The sequence below is a fragment of the Pseudomonas sp. R1-43-08 genome (assembly GCF_003852255.1).
Classification (GTDB): Bacteria; Pseudomonadota; Gammaproteobacteria; order Pseudomonadales; family Pseudomonadaceae; genus Aquipseudomonas.
In genome coordinates this window covers 5,337,335-5,354,609 of sequence record NZ_CP027734.1, presented here as the reverse complement: position 1 = coordinate 5,354,609, position 17,275 = coordinate 5,337,335, and the positions used below count along the sequence as shown (strand labels likewise).

16 protein-coding genes are annotated in these 17,275 nt (G+C 60.1%); 14 read left to right on the top strand and 2 right to left on the bottom strand.

Features of this window, described 5'->3' with window-relative positions; translation table 11 throughout:
* Positions 1 to 267 precede the first annotated feature (267 nt).
* The 7 genes from C4J87_RS24705 (at position 268) to C4J87_RS24675 (ending at position 5,879) form a co-directional block, all read left to right on the top strand.
* The gene (locus C4J87_RS24705) at positions 268 to 906 is read left to right on the top strand and encodes a peroxiredoxin (RefSeq protein WP_015886425.1); all 639 of its coding nucleotides are present in this window, start codon (positions 268 to 270) and stop codon (positions 904 to 906) included.
* Between the two features lie 307 nt (positions 907 to 1,213).
* A complete protein-coding gene (gene ssuE / locus C4J87_RS24700) occupies positions 1,214 to 1,807 on the top strand; it encodes an NADPH-dependent FMN reductase (RefSeq protein ID WP_057723407.1) in 594 nt (197 codons plus the stop codon).
* A gap of 94 nt (positions 1,808 to 1,901) precedes the next feature.
* Entirely contained in the window at positions 1,902 to 2,870 is a 969-nt protein-coding gene (locus C4J87_RS24695; RefSeq protein WP_124364876.1) for a sulfonate ABC transporter substrate-binding protein, read from the top strand.
* 25 nt (positions 2,871 to 2,895) lie between these two features.
* Complete coding sequence (gene ssuD / locus C4J87_RS24690) at positions 2,896 to 4,044, top strand: FMNH2-dependent alkanesulfonate monooxygenase (RefSeq protein WP_124364875.1); 1,149 nt, start codon at positions 2,896 to 2,898, stop codon at positions 4,042 to 4,044.
* A gap of 9 nt (positions 4,045 to 4,053) precedes the next feature.
* Entirely contained in the window at positions 4,054 to 4,842 is a 789-nt protein-coding gene (ssuC, locus tag C4J87_RS24685; RefSeq protein ID WP_124364874.1) for an aliphatic sulfonate ABC transporter permease SsuC, read from the top strand.
* Positions 4,839 to 5,645 (top strand): aliphatic sulfonates ABC transporter ATP-binding protein, encoded by an 807-nt coding sequence (gene ssuB / locus C4J87_RS24680; protein WP_124368748.1) that lies wholly within the window; start codon positions 4,839 to 4,841, stop codon positions 5,643 to 5,645. The genes ssuC and ssuB overlap by 4 nt, the downstream gene beginning before the upstream one ends.
* 18 nt (positions 5,646 to 5,663) lie before the next feature.
* A complete protein-coding gene (locus tag C4J87_RS24675; protein WP_003176783.1) occupies positions 5,664 to 5,879 on the top strand; it encodes a molybdopterin-binding protein in 216 nt (71 codons plus the stop codon).
* Positions 5,880 to 6,009: 130 nt separating this feature from the next.
* Here the strand turns inward: C4J87_RS24675 and C4J87_RS24670 are convergent, their stop codons facing one another.
* On the bottom strand, positions 6,010 to 6,639 hold the full coding sequence (locus C4J87_RS24670; protein ID WP_124368747.1) for a TetR/AcrR family transcriptional regulator: 630 nt from the start codon (positions 6,637 to 6,639) through the stop codon (positions 6,010 to 6,012).
* Between the two features lie 227 nt (positions 6,640 to 6,866).
* Positions 6,867 to 8,243: a glutamine synthetase family protein gene (locus C4J87_RS24665; protein ID WP_124364871.1), complete on the bottom strand. Its 1,377-nt coding sequence runs from the start codon at positions 8,241 to 8,243 to the stop codon at positions 6,867 to 6,869.
* Between the two features lie 610 nt (positions 8,244 to 8,853).
* Here C4J87_RS24665 and C4J87_RS24660 point away from each other — a divergent pair.
* The 7 genes from C4J87_RS24660 to C4J87_RS24630 all read left to right on the top strand — a co-directional run bounded on the left by C4J87_RS24660 (position 8,854) and on the right by C4J87_RS24630 (position 17,230).
* Positions 8,854 to 10,212 carry a glutamine synthetase family protein gene (locus tag C4J87_RS24660; RefSeq protein ID WP_124364870.1) on the top strand — a complete coding sequence of 453 codons (1,359 nt, stop codon included), beginning with the start codon at positions 8,854 to 8,856 and terminating at the stop codon, positions 10,210 to 10,212.
* A 58-nt stretch (positions 10,213 to 10,270) separates the two neighbouring features.
* Positions 10,271 to 11,635: an aspartate aminotransferase family protein gene (locus tag C4J87_RS24655; RefSeq protein ID WP_124368746.1), complete on the top strand. Its 1,365-nt coding sequence runs from the start codon at positions 10,271 to 10,273 to the stop codon at positions 11,633 to 11,635.
* A gap of 192 nt (positions 11,636 to 11,827) precedes the next feature.
* The gene (locus C4J87_RS24650) at positions 11,828 to 12,922 is read left to right on the top strand and encodes a polyamine ABC transporter substrate-binding protein (protein ID WP_124369030.1); all 1,095 of its coding nucleotides are present in this window, start codon (positions 11,828 to 11,830) and stop codon (positions 12,920 to 12,922) included.
* A 208-nt stretch (positions 12,923 to 13,130) separates the two neighbouring features.
* On the top strand, positions 13,131 to 14,225 hold the full coding sequence (locus C4J87_RS24645; RefSeq protein ID WP_124368745.1) for a polyamine ABC transporter substrate-binding protein: 1,095 nt from the start codon (positions 13,131 to 13,133) through the stop codon (positions 14,223 to 14,225).
* A gap of 64 nt (positions 14,226 to 14,289) precedes the next feature.
* Positions 14,290 to 15,432, top strand: a complete 1,143-nt coding sequence (locus tag C4J87_RS24640; RefSeq protein WP_043046984.1) for an ABC transporter ATP-binding protein — start codon at positions 14,290 to 14,292, stop codon at positions 15,430 to 15,432.
* Positions 15,429 to 16,349 (top strand): ABC transporter permease subunit, encoded by a 921-nt coding sequence (locus tag C4J87_RS24635; protein ID WP_057014223.1) that lies wholly within the window; start codon positions 15,429 to 15,431, stop codon positions 16,347 to 16,349. The genes C4J87_RS24640 and C4J87_RS24635 overlap by 4 nt, the downstream gene beginning before the upstream one ends.
* Complete coding sequence (locus tag C4J87_RS24630) at positions 16,346 to 17,230, top strand: ABC transporter permease subunit (protein WP_124364867.1); 885 nt, start codon at positions 16,346 to 16,348, stop codon at positions 17,228 to 17,230. The genes C4J87_RS24635 and C4J87_RS24630 overlap by 4 nt, the downstream gene beginning before the upstream one ends.
* Positions 17,231 to 17,275: the final 45 nt, after the last annotated feature.

Here is a 17,275-nt window from a genome sequence, read left to right as displayed (position 1 = left end):
TTAAAGCCTTGCCCGGCGCAATGCCGGGCAAGGTGTGTTGCTTTCAAGTCGGGCTCAACCCCCGCAAGCCCTTCCTGAAATCCCTCTTGGTACAGCGTCTCAAGGCCTTCTCGAACCTTGAAACGATGTTGATCCTCGTCCGCTCCCAAGTCCAATGAACAGATTTTTATATTCCTTTATCGTCTAGATAAATCGATATTTATTCTTTTTAAAATCTTCCCAAACCCTGCACAGTGGGCTCCATAAGCACTCATCAGGAGCCCCACCATGAGCCTAAGACTGGGCGACATCGCCCCCGACTTCGAACAGGATTCCAGCGCCGGCAAGATTCGTTTCCACGAATGGCTGGGCGATAGCTGGGGTGTGCTGTTCTCCCACCCGGCGGACTTTACCCCGGTGTGCACCACCGAACTGGGCTTCACCGCCAAACTCAAGGATGAATTCGCCCAGCGCGGCGTCAAGGCCATCGCCTTGTCGGTTGACCCGGTGGACTCGCACCACAAGTGGATCGAAGACATCAACGAAACCCAGAACACCGTCGTCAATTTCCCGATCCTGGCCGATGCCGACCGCAAGGTCTCGGACCTTTACGATCTGATCCACCCCAATGCCAGCGACACCCTCACCGTGCGCTCCCTGTTCGTGATCGACCCGAACAAGAAAATCCGCCTGACCATTACCTACCCGGCCAGTACCGGACGTAACTTCCACGAAATCCTGCGGGTGATCGACTCGCTGCAGTTGACCGACAACCACAAGGTCGCCACCCCGGCCAACTGGCAGGACGGCGATGAGGTGGTAATCGTGCCGTCGCTCAAGGATGAGGAAGAGATCAAGAAACGCTTTCCCAAGGGCTATAGGGCGGTGAAGCCGTACCTGCGGCTGACCCCGCAACCCAATCGTTAACACAGGACCCATGTGGGAGGGGGCTTGCTCCCGATTGCGGTGGGTCAGTCAATGCACTTGTTACTGAAAGACCGCTATCGGGAGCAAGCCCCCTCCCACATTTTCACCGTTCACATAGCAGGGGTTTTTCAGGCCGTTTCGACGGCCTTTTTTTTCGCCTGGCGATCTGTTTATCCCATATGTTTTTATGGAATAAACAAATGAATAAATAAGATTTAAAGATATATAAATCTACTGCTAAGGTCTGTTCCATCTTGGCGCCATCGCCACACAGCGAACCGCCGACACTTGCTCAAGGAATACTTGCATGCTGGTCGTAACACTTGGAGGCAGTCCCAGTCAGCGTTCCCGCTCCGGGGTCTTGCTGGAGAAAACCCGTCAATGGTTGCAGGACCAGGGCGTGGAAGTGGTGAGTTACCAGATCCGCGACTTTCCGGCCGAAGACCTGCTGCATGCACGGTTCGACAGCCCCAAGGTCATCGACCTGTTGCAGCAAGTGGCGAATGCCGATGGTTTGGTGATCGCCACGCCGGTGTACAAGGCCTCGTTCTCCGGTGCCTTGAAGACGGTACTCGACCTGCTGCCTGAGCGCGCCCTGGCCCACAAGGTGGTCTTGCCGATGGCCACCGGTGGCAGCATCGCGCACATGCTGGCGGTGGATTACGCCCTCAAGCCCGTGCTGTCGGCGCTCAAAGCGCAGGAATTGCTCCATGGGATCTTTGCCGAAGACAGCCAGATCGCCTACGGCGAAGGCAGTGCCCAGGCGCAATTGGTGCCCGTGCTTGAACAGCGCTTGCAGGAAGCCCTGGAGCAGTTTTACAGCGCCATGGCCCGCCGCCCGAAACCGCTCGACCCGCATGTACTGAATGAACGCTTGTTGAGTGCTCGCTGGAGCATTTAAGCCTTACCCCGACATCTGGAAACACTCACCTTACTCAGCCGCCAACGGCCAAGCAGGTGCCGCCAATACCCTAATCGCACATTTGGAGAGCGCCATGCGCACTGTCATTTTGCGTCGCGGTCTGGTCGCACTGTTTGCTGCGGCTGTGTCCTTCGGCGCCATCGTTCAAGCCCACGCCGCAGAAACCCTGCGCATCGGTTACCAGAAATACGGCACGCTGGTGCTGCTCAAGGCCAAGGGCACCCTGGAAAAACGCCTGGCTGCCCAGGGCGTGCAGGTGCAATGGACCGAATTCCCCGGTGGCCCGCAATTACTCGAGGGCCTGAACGTCGGCTCCATCGACTTTGGCGTCACCGGCGAAACCCCACCCGTGTTCGCCCAGGCCGCCGGTGCGGACCTGCTTTACGTGGCCTACGAGCCGCCCGCGCCGACCAGTGAAGCGATCCTGGTGCCCAAGGATTCGACGATCAAAACGGTGGCCGAGCTCAAGGGCAAGAAGATCGTGCTGAACAAAGGCTCCAACGTGCACTACCTGCTGGTTCGTGCGCTGGAAGACGCCGGCCTTGCCTACACCGACGTGAAAACCGTGTTCCTGCCGCCCGCCGATGCCCGCGCGGCCTTCGAACGCGGCAGTGTGGACGCCTGGGTGATCTGGGACCCGTACCAGGCCGCCGCCGAGAAACAGCTGCAAGCGCGCACCCTGCGCGACGGCACCGGCATTGCCGACAACCACCAGTTTTACCTGGCGACCAAACCCTACGCCGAACAGCACCCCGAAGTGATCAAGGCGCTGGTGGAAGAAGTGCGCGCCGTGGGCGAATGGTCCAAGGCCAACCCGCAGGAAGTGACGGACCAGGTCGCGCCGCTGCTCGGCCTGCCCGCTGATATCACCCTGACCTCGGTGAAACGCCAGGGCTACGGGGCGCTGTTCCTGACGCCCGAAGTGGTCGCGGCCCAGCAGAAAATCGCCGACAGCTTCTACCAGCTCAAATTGATTCCCAAGCCCTTGAGCATCAAGGACGTGATCTGGACCCCACCCGCCTCGGTTGCCAAAGCGCCGTAATCCGACTTCTTCAGGAGACAACTCCATGAGCCTCAATATTTTCTGGTTCCTGCCTACCCACGGCGACGGTCATTACCTTGGCACCGCCGAAGGCGCTCGCGCCGTCGATCACGGTTACCTGCAACAAGTGGCCCAGGCCGCTGACCGCCTGGGCTTCGGTGGGGTGTTGATCCCCACCGGGCGCTCCTGCGAAGACTCGTGGCTGGTGGCCGCCTCGCTGATTCCGGTGACCCAGCGTTTGAAATTTCTGGTTGCGCTGCGCCCCGGGATCATTTCCCCGACGGTGGCCGCGCGCCAGGCGGCGACCCTGGACCGCCTGTCCGGTGGCCGTGCGCTGTTCAACCTGGTGACCGGCGGTGACCCGGAAGAACTGGCCGGCGACGGCTTGTTCCTCAGTCACGAAGAGCGCTACCAGGCGTCGGTGGAATTCACGCGCATCTGGCGTCGCGTGCTGGAAGGCGAGACCGTGGATTACGACGGCGAGCACATCAGCGTCAAAGGCGCCAAGTTGCTCTACCCGCCAATCCAGCAGCCACGCCCGCCGCTGTATTTCGGCGGTTCGTCCGAAGCGGCCCAGGACCTGGCAGCCGAACAGGTGGAAATGGTACTGACCTGGGGCGAACCCCCGGCAGCGGTGGCGGAAAAAATCGAACAAGTACGGGCCAAGGCCGCCAAGCTTGGGCGCACCCTGCGCTTCGGTATTCGCTTGCATGTGATCGTGCGTGAAACCAACGAGGAGGCGTGGAAAGCCGCCGATAAACTGATCTCTCACCTGGACGACGAAACCATCGCCCGCGCCCAAGCGTCCCTGGCGCGCTTCGACTCGGTGGGCCAGCAGCGCATGGCGGCCTTGCATGGCGGCAGTCGCGACAACCTGGAAGTCAGCCCCAACCTGTGGGCCGGGGTCGGCCTGGTGCGCGGCGGTGCGGGCACTGCGCTGGTGGGCGATGGCCCAACGGTTGCGGCACGGGTCAAGGAATATGCAGACCTGGGCATCGACACCTTTATCTTCTCCGGTTATCCCCACCTGGAAGAGTCGTATCGGGTCGCAGAACTGCTGTTCCCGCACCTGGATATCGAACGTCCCGAACTGCCGAAAAGCGCCGGCTACGTCAGCCCGTTCGGCGAGATGGTGGCCAACGACATCCTTCCCAAAGCTGCGTCGCAGAGCTGAGGGGGTGCCATGAACCTGGAAAAATTCAGCCATCGCGTAGCGCCCTGGGTGCTGCCGATTCTATTGCTGGCGGTGTGGCAGTTGTCGGTGACGGCAGGTTGGCTGTCCACGCGCATTCTGCCGGCGCCCAGTGCGGTCATCGAGGCTGGCATCAACCTGGTCCGCAGCGGCGAAATCTGGACGCACCTGGCGATCAGCGGCTGGCGCGCGGGCCTGGGCTTTGTGATCGGTGGCAGCATCGGCCTGGCCCTGGGCTTTATCACCGGCCTGTCGAAGTGGGGCGAGCGTCTGCTGGACAGCTCGGTGCAGATGATCCGCAACGTGCCGCACCTGGCGCTGATTCCCTTGGTGATCCTGTGGTTCGGGATTGACGAGACCGCGAAGATTTTCCTGGTGGCCCTGGGCACGTTGTTCCCGATCTACCTGAACACTTACCACGGCATCCGCAACGTCGATCCGGCGCTGGTGGAAATGTCGCGCAGCTACGGCTTGTCCGGCTTCAGCCTGTTCTGGCAAGTGATCCTGCCGGGCGCGTTGCCGTCGATCCTGGTGGGCGTGCGCTTTGCCCTGGGCTTTATGTGGTTGACGCTGATCGTGGCGGAAACCATCTCGGCCAGTTCGGGCATCGGTTACCTGGCGATGAACGCCCGCGAGTTCCTGCAGACCGACGTGGTGGTGCTGGCCATCGTCATGTACGCGATCCTCGGCAAGCTGGCCGACCTGGCGGCGCGAGGCCTGGAACGGGTGTGGCTGCGCTGGCACCCGGCGTATCAAGTGAATAAGGGAGGTGCGGCATGACGGCTCAACAACCCCCGCGCCTGCTCAAGGGCATCCCCCTGGCGGTGCGCAAATTGCGCAAATCCTTTGGCGCTCGCGAAGTGCTCAAGGACATCGACCTGCATATCCCGGCCGGCCAATTCGTGGCGGTGGTCGGCCGCAGCGGCTGTGGCAAAAGTACCTTGCTGCGCCTGCTGGCGGGGCTGGACAAAGCCAGTGGCGGCGAGCTGCTGGCGGGTTCTGCGCCGCTGCATGAGGCAATCGAAGACACGCGGCTGATGTTCCAGGAAGCGCGCTTGCTGCCGTGGAAAAAGATCATCGACAACGTCGGCCTGGGCCTTACGGGCAACTGGCGCCCCAAGGCGTTGCAAGCGCTGGAGGCGGTGGGCCTGGCCGAGCGCGCCGAGGAGTGGCCGGCGGCCTTGTCCGGCGGCCAGAAGCAGCGCGTCGCGTTGGCACGGGCCCTGATTCACCAGCCGCGCCTGTTGCTGCTTGACGAACCGCTGGGCGCGCTGGATGCCCTGACACGTATCGAGATGCAGCAACTGATCGAAAACCTGTGGCGCAAACACGGCTTTACCGTGCTGCTGGTCACCCATGACGTCAGTGAAGCCGTGGCGATTGCCGACCGGGTCATCCTGATCGAAGACGGCGAAATCGGCCTGGACCTGATGGTGGACCTGCCTCGTCCCCGCGCCCGAGGTTCACATCGCCTGGCTGCGCTGGAAGCCGAAGTGCTCAACCGCGTGCTGTCGCTGCCCGGCTCACCGCCGGAACCCGAACCTGTTTCACCGCTGCCGACGCAATTGCGTTGGGCTCAATAACTCGCAGAGGAAAAAATCATGACTATCAAAGCCATCAACGTGCGTAACCAGTTCAAAGGCACCATCAAGGAAATCGTGGTGGGCGATGTGTTGTCGGAAATCGACGTGCAGACGGCGTCCGGCATCGTCACCTCAGTGATCACCACCCGTTCGGTCAAGGAGCTGGAGTTGGTGATTGGCAGTGAAGTGATTGCCTTCGTGAAATCGACCGAGGTGTCGATCGCCAAATTGTGAGTGTTTTGATCGTTCCCACGCTCTGCGTGGGAATCCCGCCTGGGACGCTCCGCGTCCCGCTGCATAAAAGTGACGCAGAGCGTCATGGGATGCATTCCCACGCAGAGCGTGGGAACGATCATTAGAAGAATCACCGCTTGGGCAAATACGCCGGCAAATAAAGCCCCACATACGCATCAAACACCCGCATCCCTTCCTCCGCCATGCGCGGCGTGATCTGCCCATGCTGGTGCACCGAACGCGCATACACGCGGTCGCTGAGCTCCAATGCCAGGGCGAACACATCCACATCGCTGGGTAACGTCGGCACTTCGAAATGGCGATTGAACACGTCGAGCATCAGATCCCCCAATTCCAGGTCATGCTGACGATCCGCCTGGGTGACTTCGGTCAAGCCATGCTGGGCCAGAATCAACTGACGGGCTGCGGCATCATTGCTGTAGACGGTGAGCATGCGCTGTTCGACGATGCAGGACAGGTCGCGCCAGGTCTGGAGCGAGTCATGTTCGATGGGCGCCTGGATGGCCGCGCGGAAGGCTGCATGCACATCCGTCGTCAACGCCTCCAGTAACGCCGGCACGCTGGCGAAAAAGTGGTACACCGACGAGGGCGGGATCTGCGCGCGTTCGGCCACGCTGTAGATCGACAAGCCGGCCACGCCTTCGGCCGCCAGCAAGGCGCGGGCGGCGTCCAGGATCGCGTCGATCCGGGCCTGGCTGCGGGCGCGGGGTTTGCGAGGGGCGGCGGGGCGGGGGGGCATGGAAGTCTCCTACAGGGCAGCGGGCATTGTATGAGCAGGAAGGTGTGTTGTCTGCCCAGTCGCTATCGGGAGCAAGCCCCCTCCCACAGTTGACTGCATTCTAAAGTTGGAACTCGGTCAGTGTGGGAGGGGGCTTGCCCCCGATGAGGCCAACTCGGTCTTCCGAAAGAAACCCAAAAAAAAGCCGCAGGCTAGAAGCCTGCGGCGTTTTCTTATCCAGCAACCGCTTAAACGGTATGCAGATACCAGTTGTACTCAAGGTCGGAGATGGAGTGTTCGAACTCTTCCAGCTCACTTTCCTTACAGGCGACAAAGATATCGATGTATTTAGGATCGATGTACTTGGCCATCACCTCGCTGTCATCCAGCTCGCGCAGGGCATCGCGCAGGTTGTTCGGCAGGCTTTGTTCGTTCTGCTCGTAGCTGTTGCCTTCCACGGGAGCGCCCGGTTCGATCTTGTTGGTCAGACCATGGTGCACACCCGCCAGGACCGAAGCCATCAGCAGGTAAGGGTTGGCGTCGGCGCCGGCCACGCGGTGTTCGATACGCACGGAGTCGGCAGTGCCGGTCGGTACGCGAATCGCCACGGTGCGGTTGTCCAGGCCCCAGCACGGCGAGTTCGGCACGTAGAACTGTGCGCCGAAACGACGGTAGGAGTTGACGTTGGGGCACAGGAACGCCATTTGGGCGGGCAGGGTCTCGAGCACACCGCCGATCGCGTGACGCAATGCGGCGTTCTGCTCGGGATCCTCGCTGGCAAAGATGTTCTTGCCGTCTTTGTCCAGAATGGAGATGTGTACGTGCAAACCGTTGCCTGCCTGGCCTGGGTAAGGCTTGGCCATGAAGGTGGTGTCCATCTCATGGTCGTAGGCGATGTTCTTGATCAGGCGCTTGAGCAGTACCGCGTAGTCGCATGCCTTGATCGGGTCGGCGACGTGGTGCAGGTTCACTTCGAACTGCGCCGGGGCACTTTCCTTGACGATGGCGTCGGCCGGGATGCCTTGCTCTTTGGCACCTTCCAGAATGTCCTGGAGGCAGTCGACGTATTCGTCGAGGTCGTCGATCAGGTAGACCTGTGTCGAGTGCGGGCGTTTGCCGGAAATCGGCGAGCGAGGCGGTTGTGGCCGGCCGTTCACGTTCTCCTGGTCGATCAGGTAGAACTCAAGCTCGAAGGCGGCGCAGATGGTCAGGCCCATGTCGTCGAACTTGCTCACCACTTGGCGCAGCACTTCGCGCGGATCGGCGAAGAAGGGTTCACCTTCCAGTTCGTGCATGGTCATCAGCAGTTGCGCGGTGGGGCGCTTTTGCCAGGGCTCATTGCACAGGGTGTCGGGGATTGGATAACAGATTCGGTCAGCATCACCGATGTCCAGGCCCAGGCCGGTGCTTTCCACCGTAGAGCCGTTGATATCCAGGGCAAATAAAGAGGCAGGCAGGTTAATGCCCTTCTCGTAAACCTTGTGGAGGCTGGTGCGTTCGATGCGCTTACCGCGCACCACACCATTCATATCCGCAATTAGAAGGTCTACGTACAGAACCTCAGGATGATCCTTAAGGAACGCGTTCGCTTCGTTAAGCTGAACGGCACGCGGGGGTACCGACATGATGCAACACCTTTGTTGTTAAAAATATCAATCATTGATCTTTTCTGGTTTCAGTCAACCCGAACGGCATGCCGAAGTCAAGCGAGGCCTTTTTTGCCCTGAAAAAGCGCCAGGGCGCCTTTTTTGGGGCTTTTTGGGGCGGTTTTTTGGGTTTGAGGGTCTTGGGACCTGCAGGCTTGAGCGGGCCGTGTTGTATTTTTTACGGGGGTGTTGTGTAAAAAAATGAACAAGGCTAAGCTCGATTCAAACCCATAACAGCAATAATACCGGGGTGCTTCATGTCTCGCCTGCCGCCAACTGGCGTCTTGGCCTGCTTCAGCCAGGCTGTGTGTTCCGTTTATTCCTGCAGCGTGTATCCCTGCGCACCGGCCAATATTCTTGACGCTTGGGCCAACCCTCTCTTTTCCCCTTCGTTTGTCTCAACGGTGCCGCTCGGCAGCGCCAATGCAGAGTGCTGCTCATGATTCTGCACAAGTTTGGCGTGAGGAATGCAACGCTGCAGCAAATGGCAGGTAAGCTCCTACCCTGAGTGAACAAAACGACGCGGATGCTGCGTCAACCAACGCCTGGCCTTTTAATGGATGCCAGGAAACCCAGCCCAGAGGCATTTATGAGTAACAACCTCGACCAGCTCACCGATTGGTTGAAAGACCACAAGATCACAGAAGTCGAATGCATGATTGGCGACCTCACCGGCATCACCCGGGGCAAGATCTCGCCGACCAACAAGTTCATCGCCGAAAAAGGCATGCGCCTGCCCGAGAGCGTTCTGCTGCAGACCGTGACCGGCGACTATGTCGAAGACGACATCTATTACGAATTGCTCGACCCGGCCGACATCGACATGATCTGCCGCCCCGACCAGAACGCGGTATTCCTGGTGCCCTGGGCCATCGAGCCGACCGCCCAGGTGATCCACGACACCTACGACAAGCAAGGCAACCCGATCGAGCTGTCGCCGCGCAACGTGCTCAAGAAGGTCCTCAAGCTCTACGCCGACCGCGGCTGGCAGCCCATCGTGGCGCCGGAGATGGAGTTCTACCTGACCAAGCGCTGCGAAGACCCGGACTTCCCGCTGCAACCGCCAATCGGCCGCTCCGGTCGCCCGGAGACGGGCCGCCAGTCCTTCTCTATAGAAGCCGCCAACGAATTCGACCCACTGTTCGAAGACGTCTACGACTGGTGCGAGCTGCAGGAACTGGACCTCGACACGCTGATCCACGAAGACGGCACCGCGCAGATGGAAATCAACTTCCGTCACGGCGATGCGCTGTCCCTGGCCGACCAGATCCTGGTGTTCAAGCGCACCATGCGTGAAGCGGCGCTCAAGCACAACGTGGCCGCCACCTTCATGGCCAAGCCGATGACCGGCGAGCCCGGCAGCGCGATGCACTTGCACCAGAGCATTATCGAGATCGCCACCGGCAAGAACGTCTTCTCCAATGAAGACGGGACCATGAGCCAACTGTTCCTCAATCACATCGGCGGCCTGCAGAAATTCATCCCCGAATTGCTGCCTTTATTCGCCCCCAACGTGAACTCGTTCCGCCGCTTCCTGCCCGACACCTCGGCGCCGGTGAACGTGGAGTGGGGCGAAGAAAACCGCACCGTGGGCCTGCGCGTACCGGATGCCGGCCCGCAGAACCGCCGCGTGGAAAACCGCTTGCCGGGTGCCGATGCCAACCCGTACCTGGCGATTGCCGCCAGCTTGCTGTGTGGCTACATCGGCATGGTCGAAGGCCATAACCCGAGCGCACCCGTGGTGGGGCGTGGCTACGAGCGACGCAACCTGCGCCTGCCGCTGACCATCGAAGACGCGCTGGAACGCATGGAAAACAGCAAGACCATCGAGAAATACCTGGGTCAGAAGTTCATCACGGGCTACGTCGCGGTCAAGCGGGCCGAGCATGAAAACTTCAAGCGCGTGATCAGTTCGTGGGAGCGGGAATTCCTGCTCTTTGCCGTCTGATGCGCCGGGCGCGCTGCTGGAACAGCGCGCCCCCACCTGAAATGTCTAGGAGATCGGTATGTCCAGCAACAACCCGCAAACCCGTGAATGGCAAGCCTTGAGCAATGATCACCACCTGGCGCCGTTCAGCGACTTCAAGCAATTGAAAGAGAAAGGCCCAAGGATCATCACCAAAGCCCACGGCGTTTACCTGTGGGACAGCGAAGGCAACAAGATCCTCGACGGCATGGCCGGCCTGTGGTGCGTGGCGATCGGCTACGGTCGCGATGAACTGGCAGACGCCGCCGCCCGGCAGATGAAAGAACTGCCGTACTACAACCTGTTCTTCCAGACCGCTCATCCGCCGGTACTCGAACTGGCCAAAGTCATTTCCGACGTCGCACCCGCGGGCATGAACCACGTGTTCTTCACCGGTTCCGGCTCCGAAGGCAACGACACCATGTTGCGCATGGTCCGCCACTACTGGGCGATCAAAGGCCAGCCCAACAAGAAAACCATCATCAGCCGCAAGAATGGCTACCACGGCTCCACGGTGGCCGGCGCCAGCCTGGGCGGCATGACCTACATGCATGAACAGGGTGACTTGCCGATCCCGGGCATCACCCACATCGCCCAACCGTACTGGTTTGGCGAAGGCGGCGACATGAGCCCTGAAGAATTCGGGATCTGGGCCGCCAACCAGTTGGAAGAAAAGATCCTGGAGCTGGGCGTGGACACGGTCGGTGCGTTTATTGCCGAGCCGATCCAGGGCGCCGGTGGCGTGATCGTGCCGCCCGACAGCTACTGGCCGCGCATCAAGGAAATCCTCGCCAAGTACGACATCCTGTTTGTCGCCGACGAAGTGATCTGCGGTTTCGGCCGTACCGGCGAGTGGTTCGGCAGCGATTTCTACGACCTCAAGCCCCACATGATGACCATCGCCAAAGGCCTGACCTCGGGCTACGTGCCCATGGGCGGCCTGATCGTGCACGACGATGTGGTGGCCGTGCTCAACGAAGGCGGAGATTTCAACCACGGTTTCACCTACTCCGGGCACCCGGTGGCGGCGGCGGTGGCCCTGGAAAACATCCGCATCCTGCGCGATGAAAAAATCGTTAACCGTGTACACGACGAAACGGCACCGTATTTGCAGAAACGTCTGAGGGAACTGGCGGACCATCCACTGGTGGGTGAAGTGCGCGGCGTGGGCATGCTCGGTGCAATCGAGCTGGTGCAGGACAAGGCCACGCGCAAGCGTTACGAAGGGAAGGGCGCGGGCATGATCTGCCGCACGTTCTGCTTCGAAAATGGCCTGATCATGCGCGCCGTGGGCGACACCATGATCATTTCGCCGCCGCTGGTGATCAGCCAGGCCGAAATCGACGAACTGGTGACCAAGGCCCGCCAGTGCCTGGACCTGACTTTGGCGGCATTGCAGGGCTAAGTGCTAGGCTCAGTGCGCAGCGGCTTTCGGGTGCTGCGACTGTGTAGATAAATGTGGGGGCCTGTTGAAAGCGGGCCCCCGAACTTGCCAGACTGTCGTCCTGTTTTGTTGCCCTTTGGCTGGGCCCGAAACACCTACAACTTGCGGCCCCAAAAAGAAAAATCGGAGCATCACCCAATGAAGGCATTAGGTTTGAAGAACGCTGGCAAGACCCTCCTCGCCTTGTCCCTGATGGGCGCAATGGCGAGCGCGGCCCAGGCGGACAATAAAGTGCTGCACGTCTACAACTGGTCCGACTACATTGCACCGGACACCGTCGCCAACTTTGAAAAAGAGTCCGGCATCAAGGTGGTGTACGACGTGTTCGACAGCAACGAGACCCTGGAAGCCAAGTTGCTGGCAGGCAAGTCCGGCTACGACATAGTCGTACCGTCGAACAACTTCCTCGCCAAGCAGATCAAGGCCGGTGTCTACCAGGAGCTGGACACGTCCAAGCTGCCCAACTACAGCAACCTGAACAAATCCCTGCTTAAGGCCGTGTCGGTCAGCGACCCGGACAACAAGCACGCCTTCCCGTACATGTGGGGCTCGATTGGTATCGGCTACAACCCGGAGAAGGTCAAGGCTGCGCTGGGCGTGGACAAGATCGATTCGTGGGATGTGCTGATGAAGCCGGAAAACATTGCCAAGCTGAAAAGCTGCGGCGTGAGCTTCCTCGACTCGCCGACCGAAATGCTGCCGATCGCCCTGCATTACCTGGGCCTGCCGACCGACAGCCAGAAGAAGGCTGACCTCAAGCAAGCCGAAGACCTGTTCCTGAAAATCCGCCCTTCGATTGGCTACTTCCACTCGTCCAAGTACATCTCGGACCTGGCCAACGGCAACATCTGCGTGGCCGTAGGTTATTCGGGTGACATCCAGCAGGCCAAGTCCCGTGCGGCTGAAGCCGGTGGCAAAGTCAAAGTGGCCTACGACATTCCGAAAGAAGGCGCCGGCAGCTTCTTCGACATGGTCGCCATCCCGAAAGATGCTGAAAACGTCGAGGCCGCGTACGCATTCATGAACTACCTGCTCAAGCCGGAAGTCATGGCGTCGATCACCAACAGCGTGCGCTTCCCGAACGGCAACGAGAAGGCCACCGCGCTGGTCGACAAAGACATCACCAGCGACCCGGGCATCTACCCGTCGGCAGAAGTGCAGGCCAAGCTCTACGCGATTGCCGACTTGCCGGCTGCTACCCAGCGTGAAATGACGCGCAGCTGGACCAAGATCAAATCCGGTAAATAAGCCTTAAAACCTGTGGGAGGGGGCTTGCCCCCGATGGCGTTGTATCAGAAACACATGTGCAAGCTGACACACCGCCATCGGGGGCAAGCCCCCTCCCACACATTAGATGAAAGAAAGTTTTGCCGGATCGGTTTATCGAGGGTAAGTTGCGCGCCGGTTTTGTTGCCGGGCAACAACTCTAGGGCCAACTATTTAAGAGGACCTCCACTTGCCAATTTCTTTATTTCGCAAAGCCTTGCTGGTGGGTGCAGGTATCACGCTGGCTGTCAGCGTGCAGGCCGCACCGACCGTGCATGTTTATAACTGGTCGGACTACATCGGCCCCGACACATTGGCCAACTTCGAAAAGGCCACCGGCATCAAGCCCGTCTATGACGTGTTCGATTCCAACGAAACCCTGGAAGGCAAGCTGCTCGCCGGGCGTACCGGCTACGACGTGGTGGTGCCGTCCAACCACTTTTTGGGCAAGCAGATCAAGGCCGGGGCGTTCCAGAAGCTGGATAAGTCCCTGCTGACCAATTACGCCAACCTTGACCCGGCATTGCTCAAGCGTCTTGAGAAAAATGATCCGGGCAACGCCTACGCCGTGCCGTACCTGTGGGGCACCAATGGCATCGGTTACAACGTCGACAAAGTGAAGGAGGTGCTGGGCGTCGACAAGATCGACTCCTGGGCCATGCTGTTCGAACCGGAAAACATGAAGAAGCTCGCCACCTGCGGTGTTTCATTCATGGACTCGGCCGATGAAATGCTGCCGGCCGTGCTCAACTACATGGGCCTGGACCCGAACAGCACCAACCCGGCCGACTACAAGAAGGCCGAGGAAAAACTGCTGAAAGTACGGCCCTACGTGACCTACTTCCATTCCTCCAAATACATCTCGGACCTGGCCAACGGCAATATTTGCGTGGCGGCCGGTTTCTCCGGTGATGTGTTCCAGGCCAAGGCCCGCGCAAGCGAGGCGGGCAAAGGCGTGAACATCGCCTACGCGATTCCCAAGGAGGGCGGCAACCTGTGGTTTGACGTGCTGGCGATCCCCAAGGACGCCGCCAATGTCAAAGAGGCTCACGCCTTCATCAACTATTTGCTGCAACCTGAAGTGATCGCTCAGGTCAGTGATTACGTCGGTTATGCCAACCCTAACCCCGGGGCGGACAAACTGATGGAGCAATCGATACGCACCGACGCAGCGGTTTACCCACCGCAGGCGGTTCTCGACCGGACATTCGTCAACTTCGAGCTACCCCCGAACGTGCAGCGTTTAATGACCCGTAGCTGGACCAAGGTCAAGACGGGCAAGTAAGGCTCAAACTATTCAAGGTTCGCCTGCACCGGGCGAGCTGTACTCTTTTTTGGGAGTTTCGTAAATGGCAGTTGCCTCCGGCGCCTATAAGAAAGCCCTCGAGGGCGACCAGACACCGAAAAAGGTGTTGGTCAAAATCGACCGGGTCACGAAGAAGTTCGACGAGACGATTGCGGTGGACGATGTGTCCCTGGAAATCAAGAAAGGCGAGATCTTCGCCTTGCTCGGCGGTTCGGGGTCGGGCAAGTCCACCTTGCTGCGCATGCTCGCAGGCTTCGAGCGCCCGACCGAAGGCCGCATCTACCTCGACGGTGTGGACATCACCGACATGCCGCCCTATGAGCGGCCGATCAACATGATGTTCCAGTCCTACGCCTTGTTCCCGCACATGACCGTGGCACAGAACATCGCTTTCGGCCTGCAACAGGACAAGATCCCCAAGGCTGAAGTCGACGCCCGCGTGGCCGAAATGCTCAAGCTGGTGCAGATGAGCCAGTATGCCAAGCGCAAGCCGCACCAGCTGTCCGGCGGCCAACGCCAGCGTGTGGCCCTGGCCCGTTCCCTGGCCAAGCGCCCGAAACTGCTGCTGCTCGATGAGCCGATGGGCGCCCTCGACAAGAAGCTGCGCTCGCAGATGCAACTGGAGCTGGTCGAGATCATCGAGCGCGTCGGCGTGACCTGTGTGATGGTGACCCACGATCAGGAAGAGGCCATGACCATGGCCGAGCGCATCGCGATCATGCACCTGGGCTGGATCGCCCAGATCGGCAGCCCGATCGACATCTACGAAACGCCCACCAGCCGCCTGGTGTGCGAGTTCATCGGCAACGTCAATATCTTCGACACCCAAGTGGTGGACGACGCCGAAGGCCACGCCGTGCTCAAGTGCGCCGACCTGGACCGCGATATCTACGTGGGCTACGGCATTGCGACTGCGGTGGAAGACAAGTCAGTGACTTACGCCATCCGCCCGGAAAAACTGCTGGTCACAACAGAAATGCCGACCTGCGAACACAACTGGTCCAGCGGCAAAGTCCACGACATCGCCTACCTGGGCGGCCACTCGGTGTTCTATGTGGAGCTGCCGAGCGGCAAGCTGGTGCAGTCCTTCGTCGCCAACGCCGAACGCCGTGGCCAGCGCCCAACCTGGGGCGACCAGGTGTACGTCTGGTGGGAAGACGACAGCGGCGTGGTACTGCGCTCATGAACATGAAGAAATTCAAGCGGCGCTTGGATCGCATCGTGCCCAGTGGCAAGCAGGTGGTCATCGGGATTCCCTTCCTCTGGCTGTTCCTGTTTTTCGCCCTGCCGTTTTTCATCGTGCTGAAAATCAGCTTTGCCGAAGCCGATGTGGCGATCCCGCCCTACACCGAGATCTACACCTACGTTGAGCAAAAGCTGCAAGTGGTGCTGAACCTGGCCAACTACAGCTTGCTGGCGGGCGATGAGCTCTACATCGCCGCGTACCTGGGCTCGCTGAAGATGGCGTTTTTCAGCACGCTGCTGTGCCTGCTGATCGGCTACCCGATGGCCTACGCCATCGCCACCGCGCGCAAGGAAATGCAAACGGTGCTGGTGCTGCTGATCATGATGCCGACCTGGACCGCGATCCTGATCCGCGTCTATGCGTGGATGGGCATCCTCAGCAACAACGGTTTGCTCAACGGCTTCCTGATGTCCATGGGGCTGATCAACGAACCGCTGCAGATCCTCAACACCAACATCGCGGTGTATATCGGCGTGGTCTATTCGTACCTGCCGTTCATGATCCTGCCGCTGTACGCCAACCTGGTCAAACACGACCAGAGCCTGCTGGAAGCCGCATCGGACCTGGGCTCGAGCACCTTCAACAGCTTCTGGAAAATCACCGTGCCGCTGTCCAAGAACGGCATCATCGCCGGCTGCATGCTGGTGTTTATCCCGGTGGTGGGCGAGTTCGTGATTCCTGAACTGCTCGGCGGCCCGGAAACCCTGATGATCGGTAAAGTGCTGTGGCAAGAATTCTTCAACAACCGTGACTGGCCGGTGGCCTCTGCATTGGCCGTGGTGATGCTGGCGATCCTGATTGTGCCGATCATCCTGTTCAACCGCAGCCAGGCCAAAGAGCTGGAGGGCAAGATATGAAGCGCTTTCGTTTCTCCAGCTTCATGCTGGTCGTGGGGTTGCTGTTCATCTACCTGCCGATGCTGATCCTGGTGATCTACTCGTTCAACGAATCCAAGCTGGTGACGGTGTGGGGCGGTTGGTCGATCAAGTGGTACGTGGGCCTGCTGGACAACACCCAGTTGATGGGCTCGGTGGCGCGTTCCCTGGAAATCGCCTGCTACACGGCGGTGGCGGCGGTGGCGCTGGGTACGCTGGCGGCGTTCGTGCTGACACGCATCAGCCAGTTCAAGGGCCGTACGCTGTTCGGCGGCCTGGTCACGGCGCCGCTGGTGATGCCGGAAGTGATCACCGGTCTGTCGCTGTTGCTGCTGTTCGTGGCCATGGCGCAGATGATCGGCTGGCCCCAGGAGCGTGGCATTGTCACCATCTGGATCGCCCACACCACCTTCTGCGCGGCGTATGTGGCGGTGGTGGTGTCGGCACGTTTGCGTGAACTGGACCTGTCGATCGAAGAAGCGGCGATGGACCTGGGCGCGCGGCCGTGGAAGGTGTTCTTCCTGATCACCATCCCGATGATCGCGCCATCGCTGGCGGCGGGCGGCATGATGTCGTTCGCGCTGTCGCTGGATGACCTGGTACTGGCCAGCTTCGTCTCGGGCCCGGGTTCGACCACCTTGCCGATGGAAGTGTTCTCGGCCGTGCGCCTTGGGGTCAAACCTGAGATCAACGCGGTGGCCAGCCTGATTCTGCTGGCGGTGTCGCTGGTGACCTTCCTGGTGTGGTTCTTCAGCCGTCGGGCCGAGGAGCATCGCAAGAAAGCAATCCAGCAAGCGATTGAAGAAGCGGCGGCGGATGGCTGGAAACAGCCGGACGCGCGCCGGGCGCCCGCACCGGTCTAACTGCCGGAACTGGGTCCAAATGTGGGAGGGGGCTTGCCCCCGATA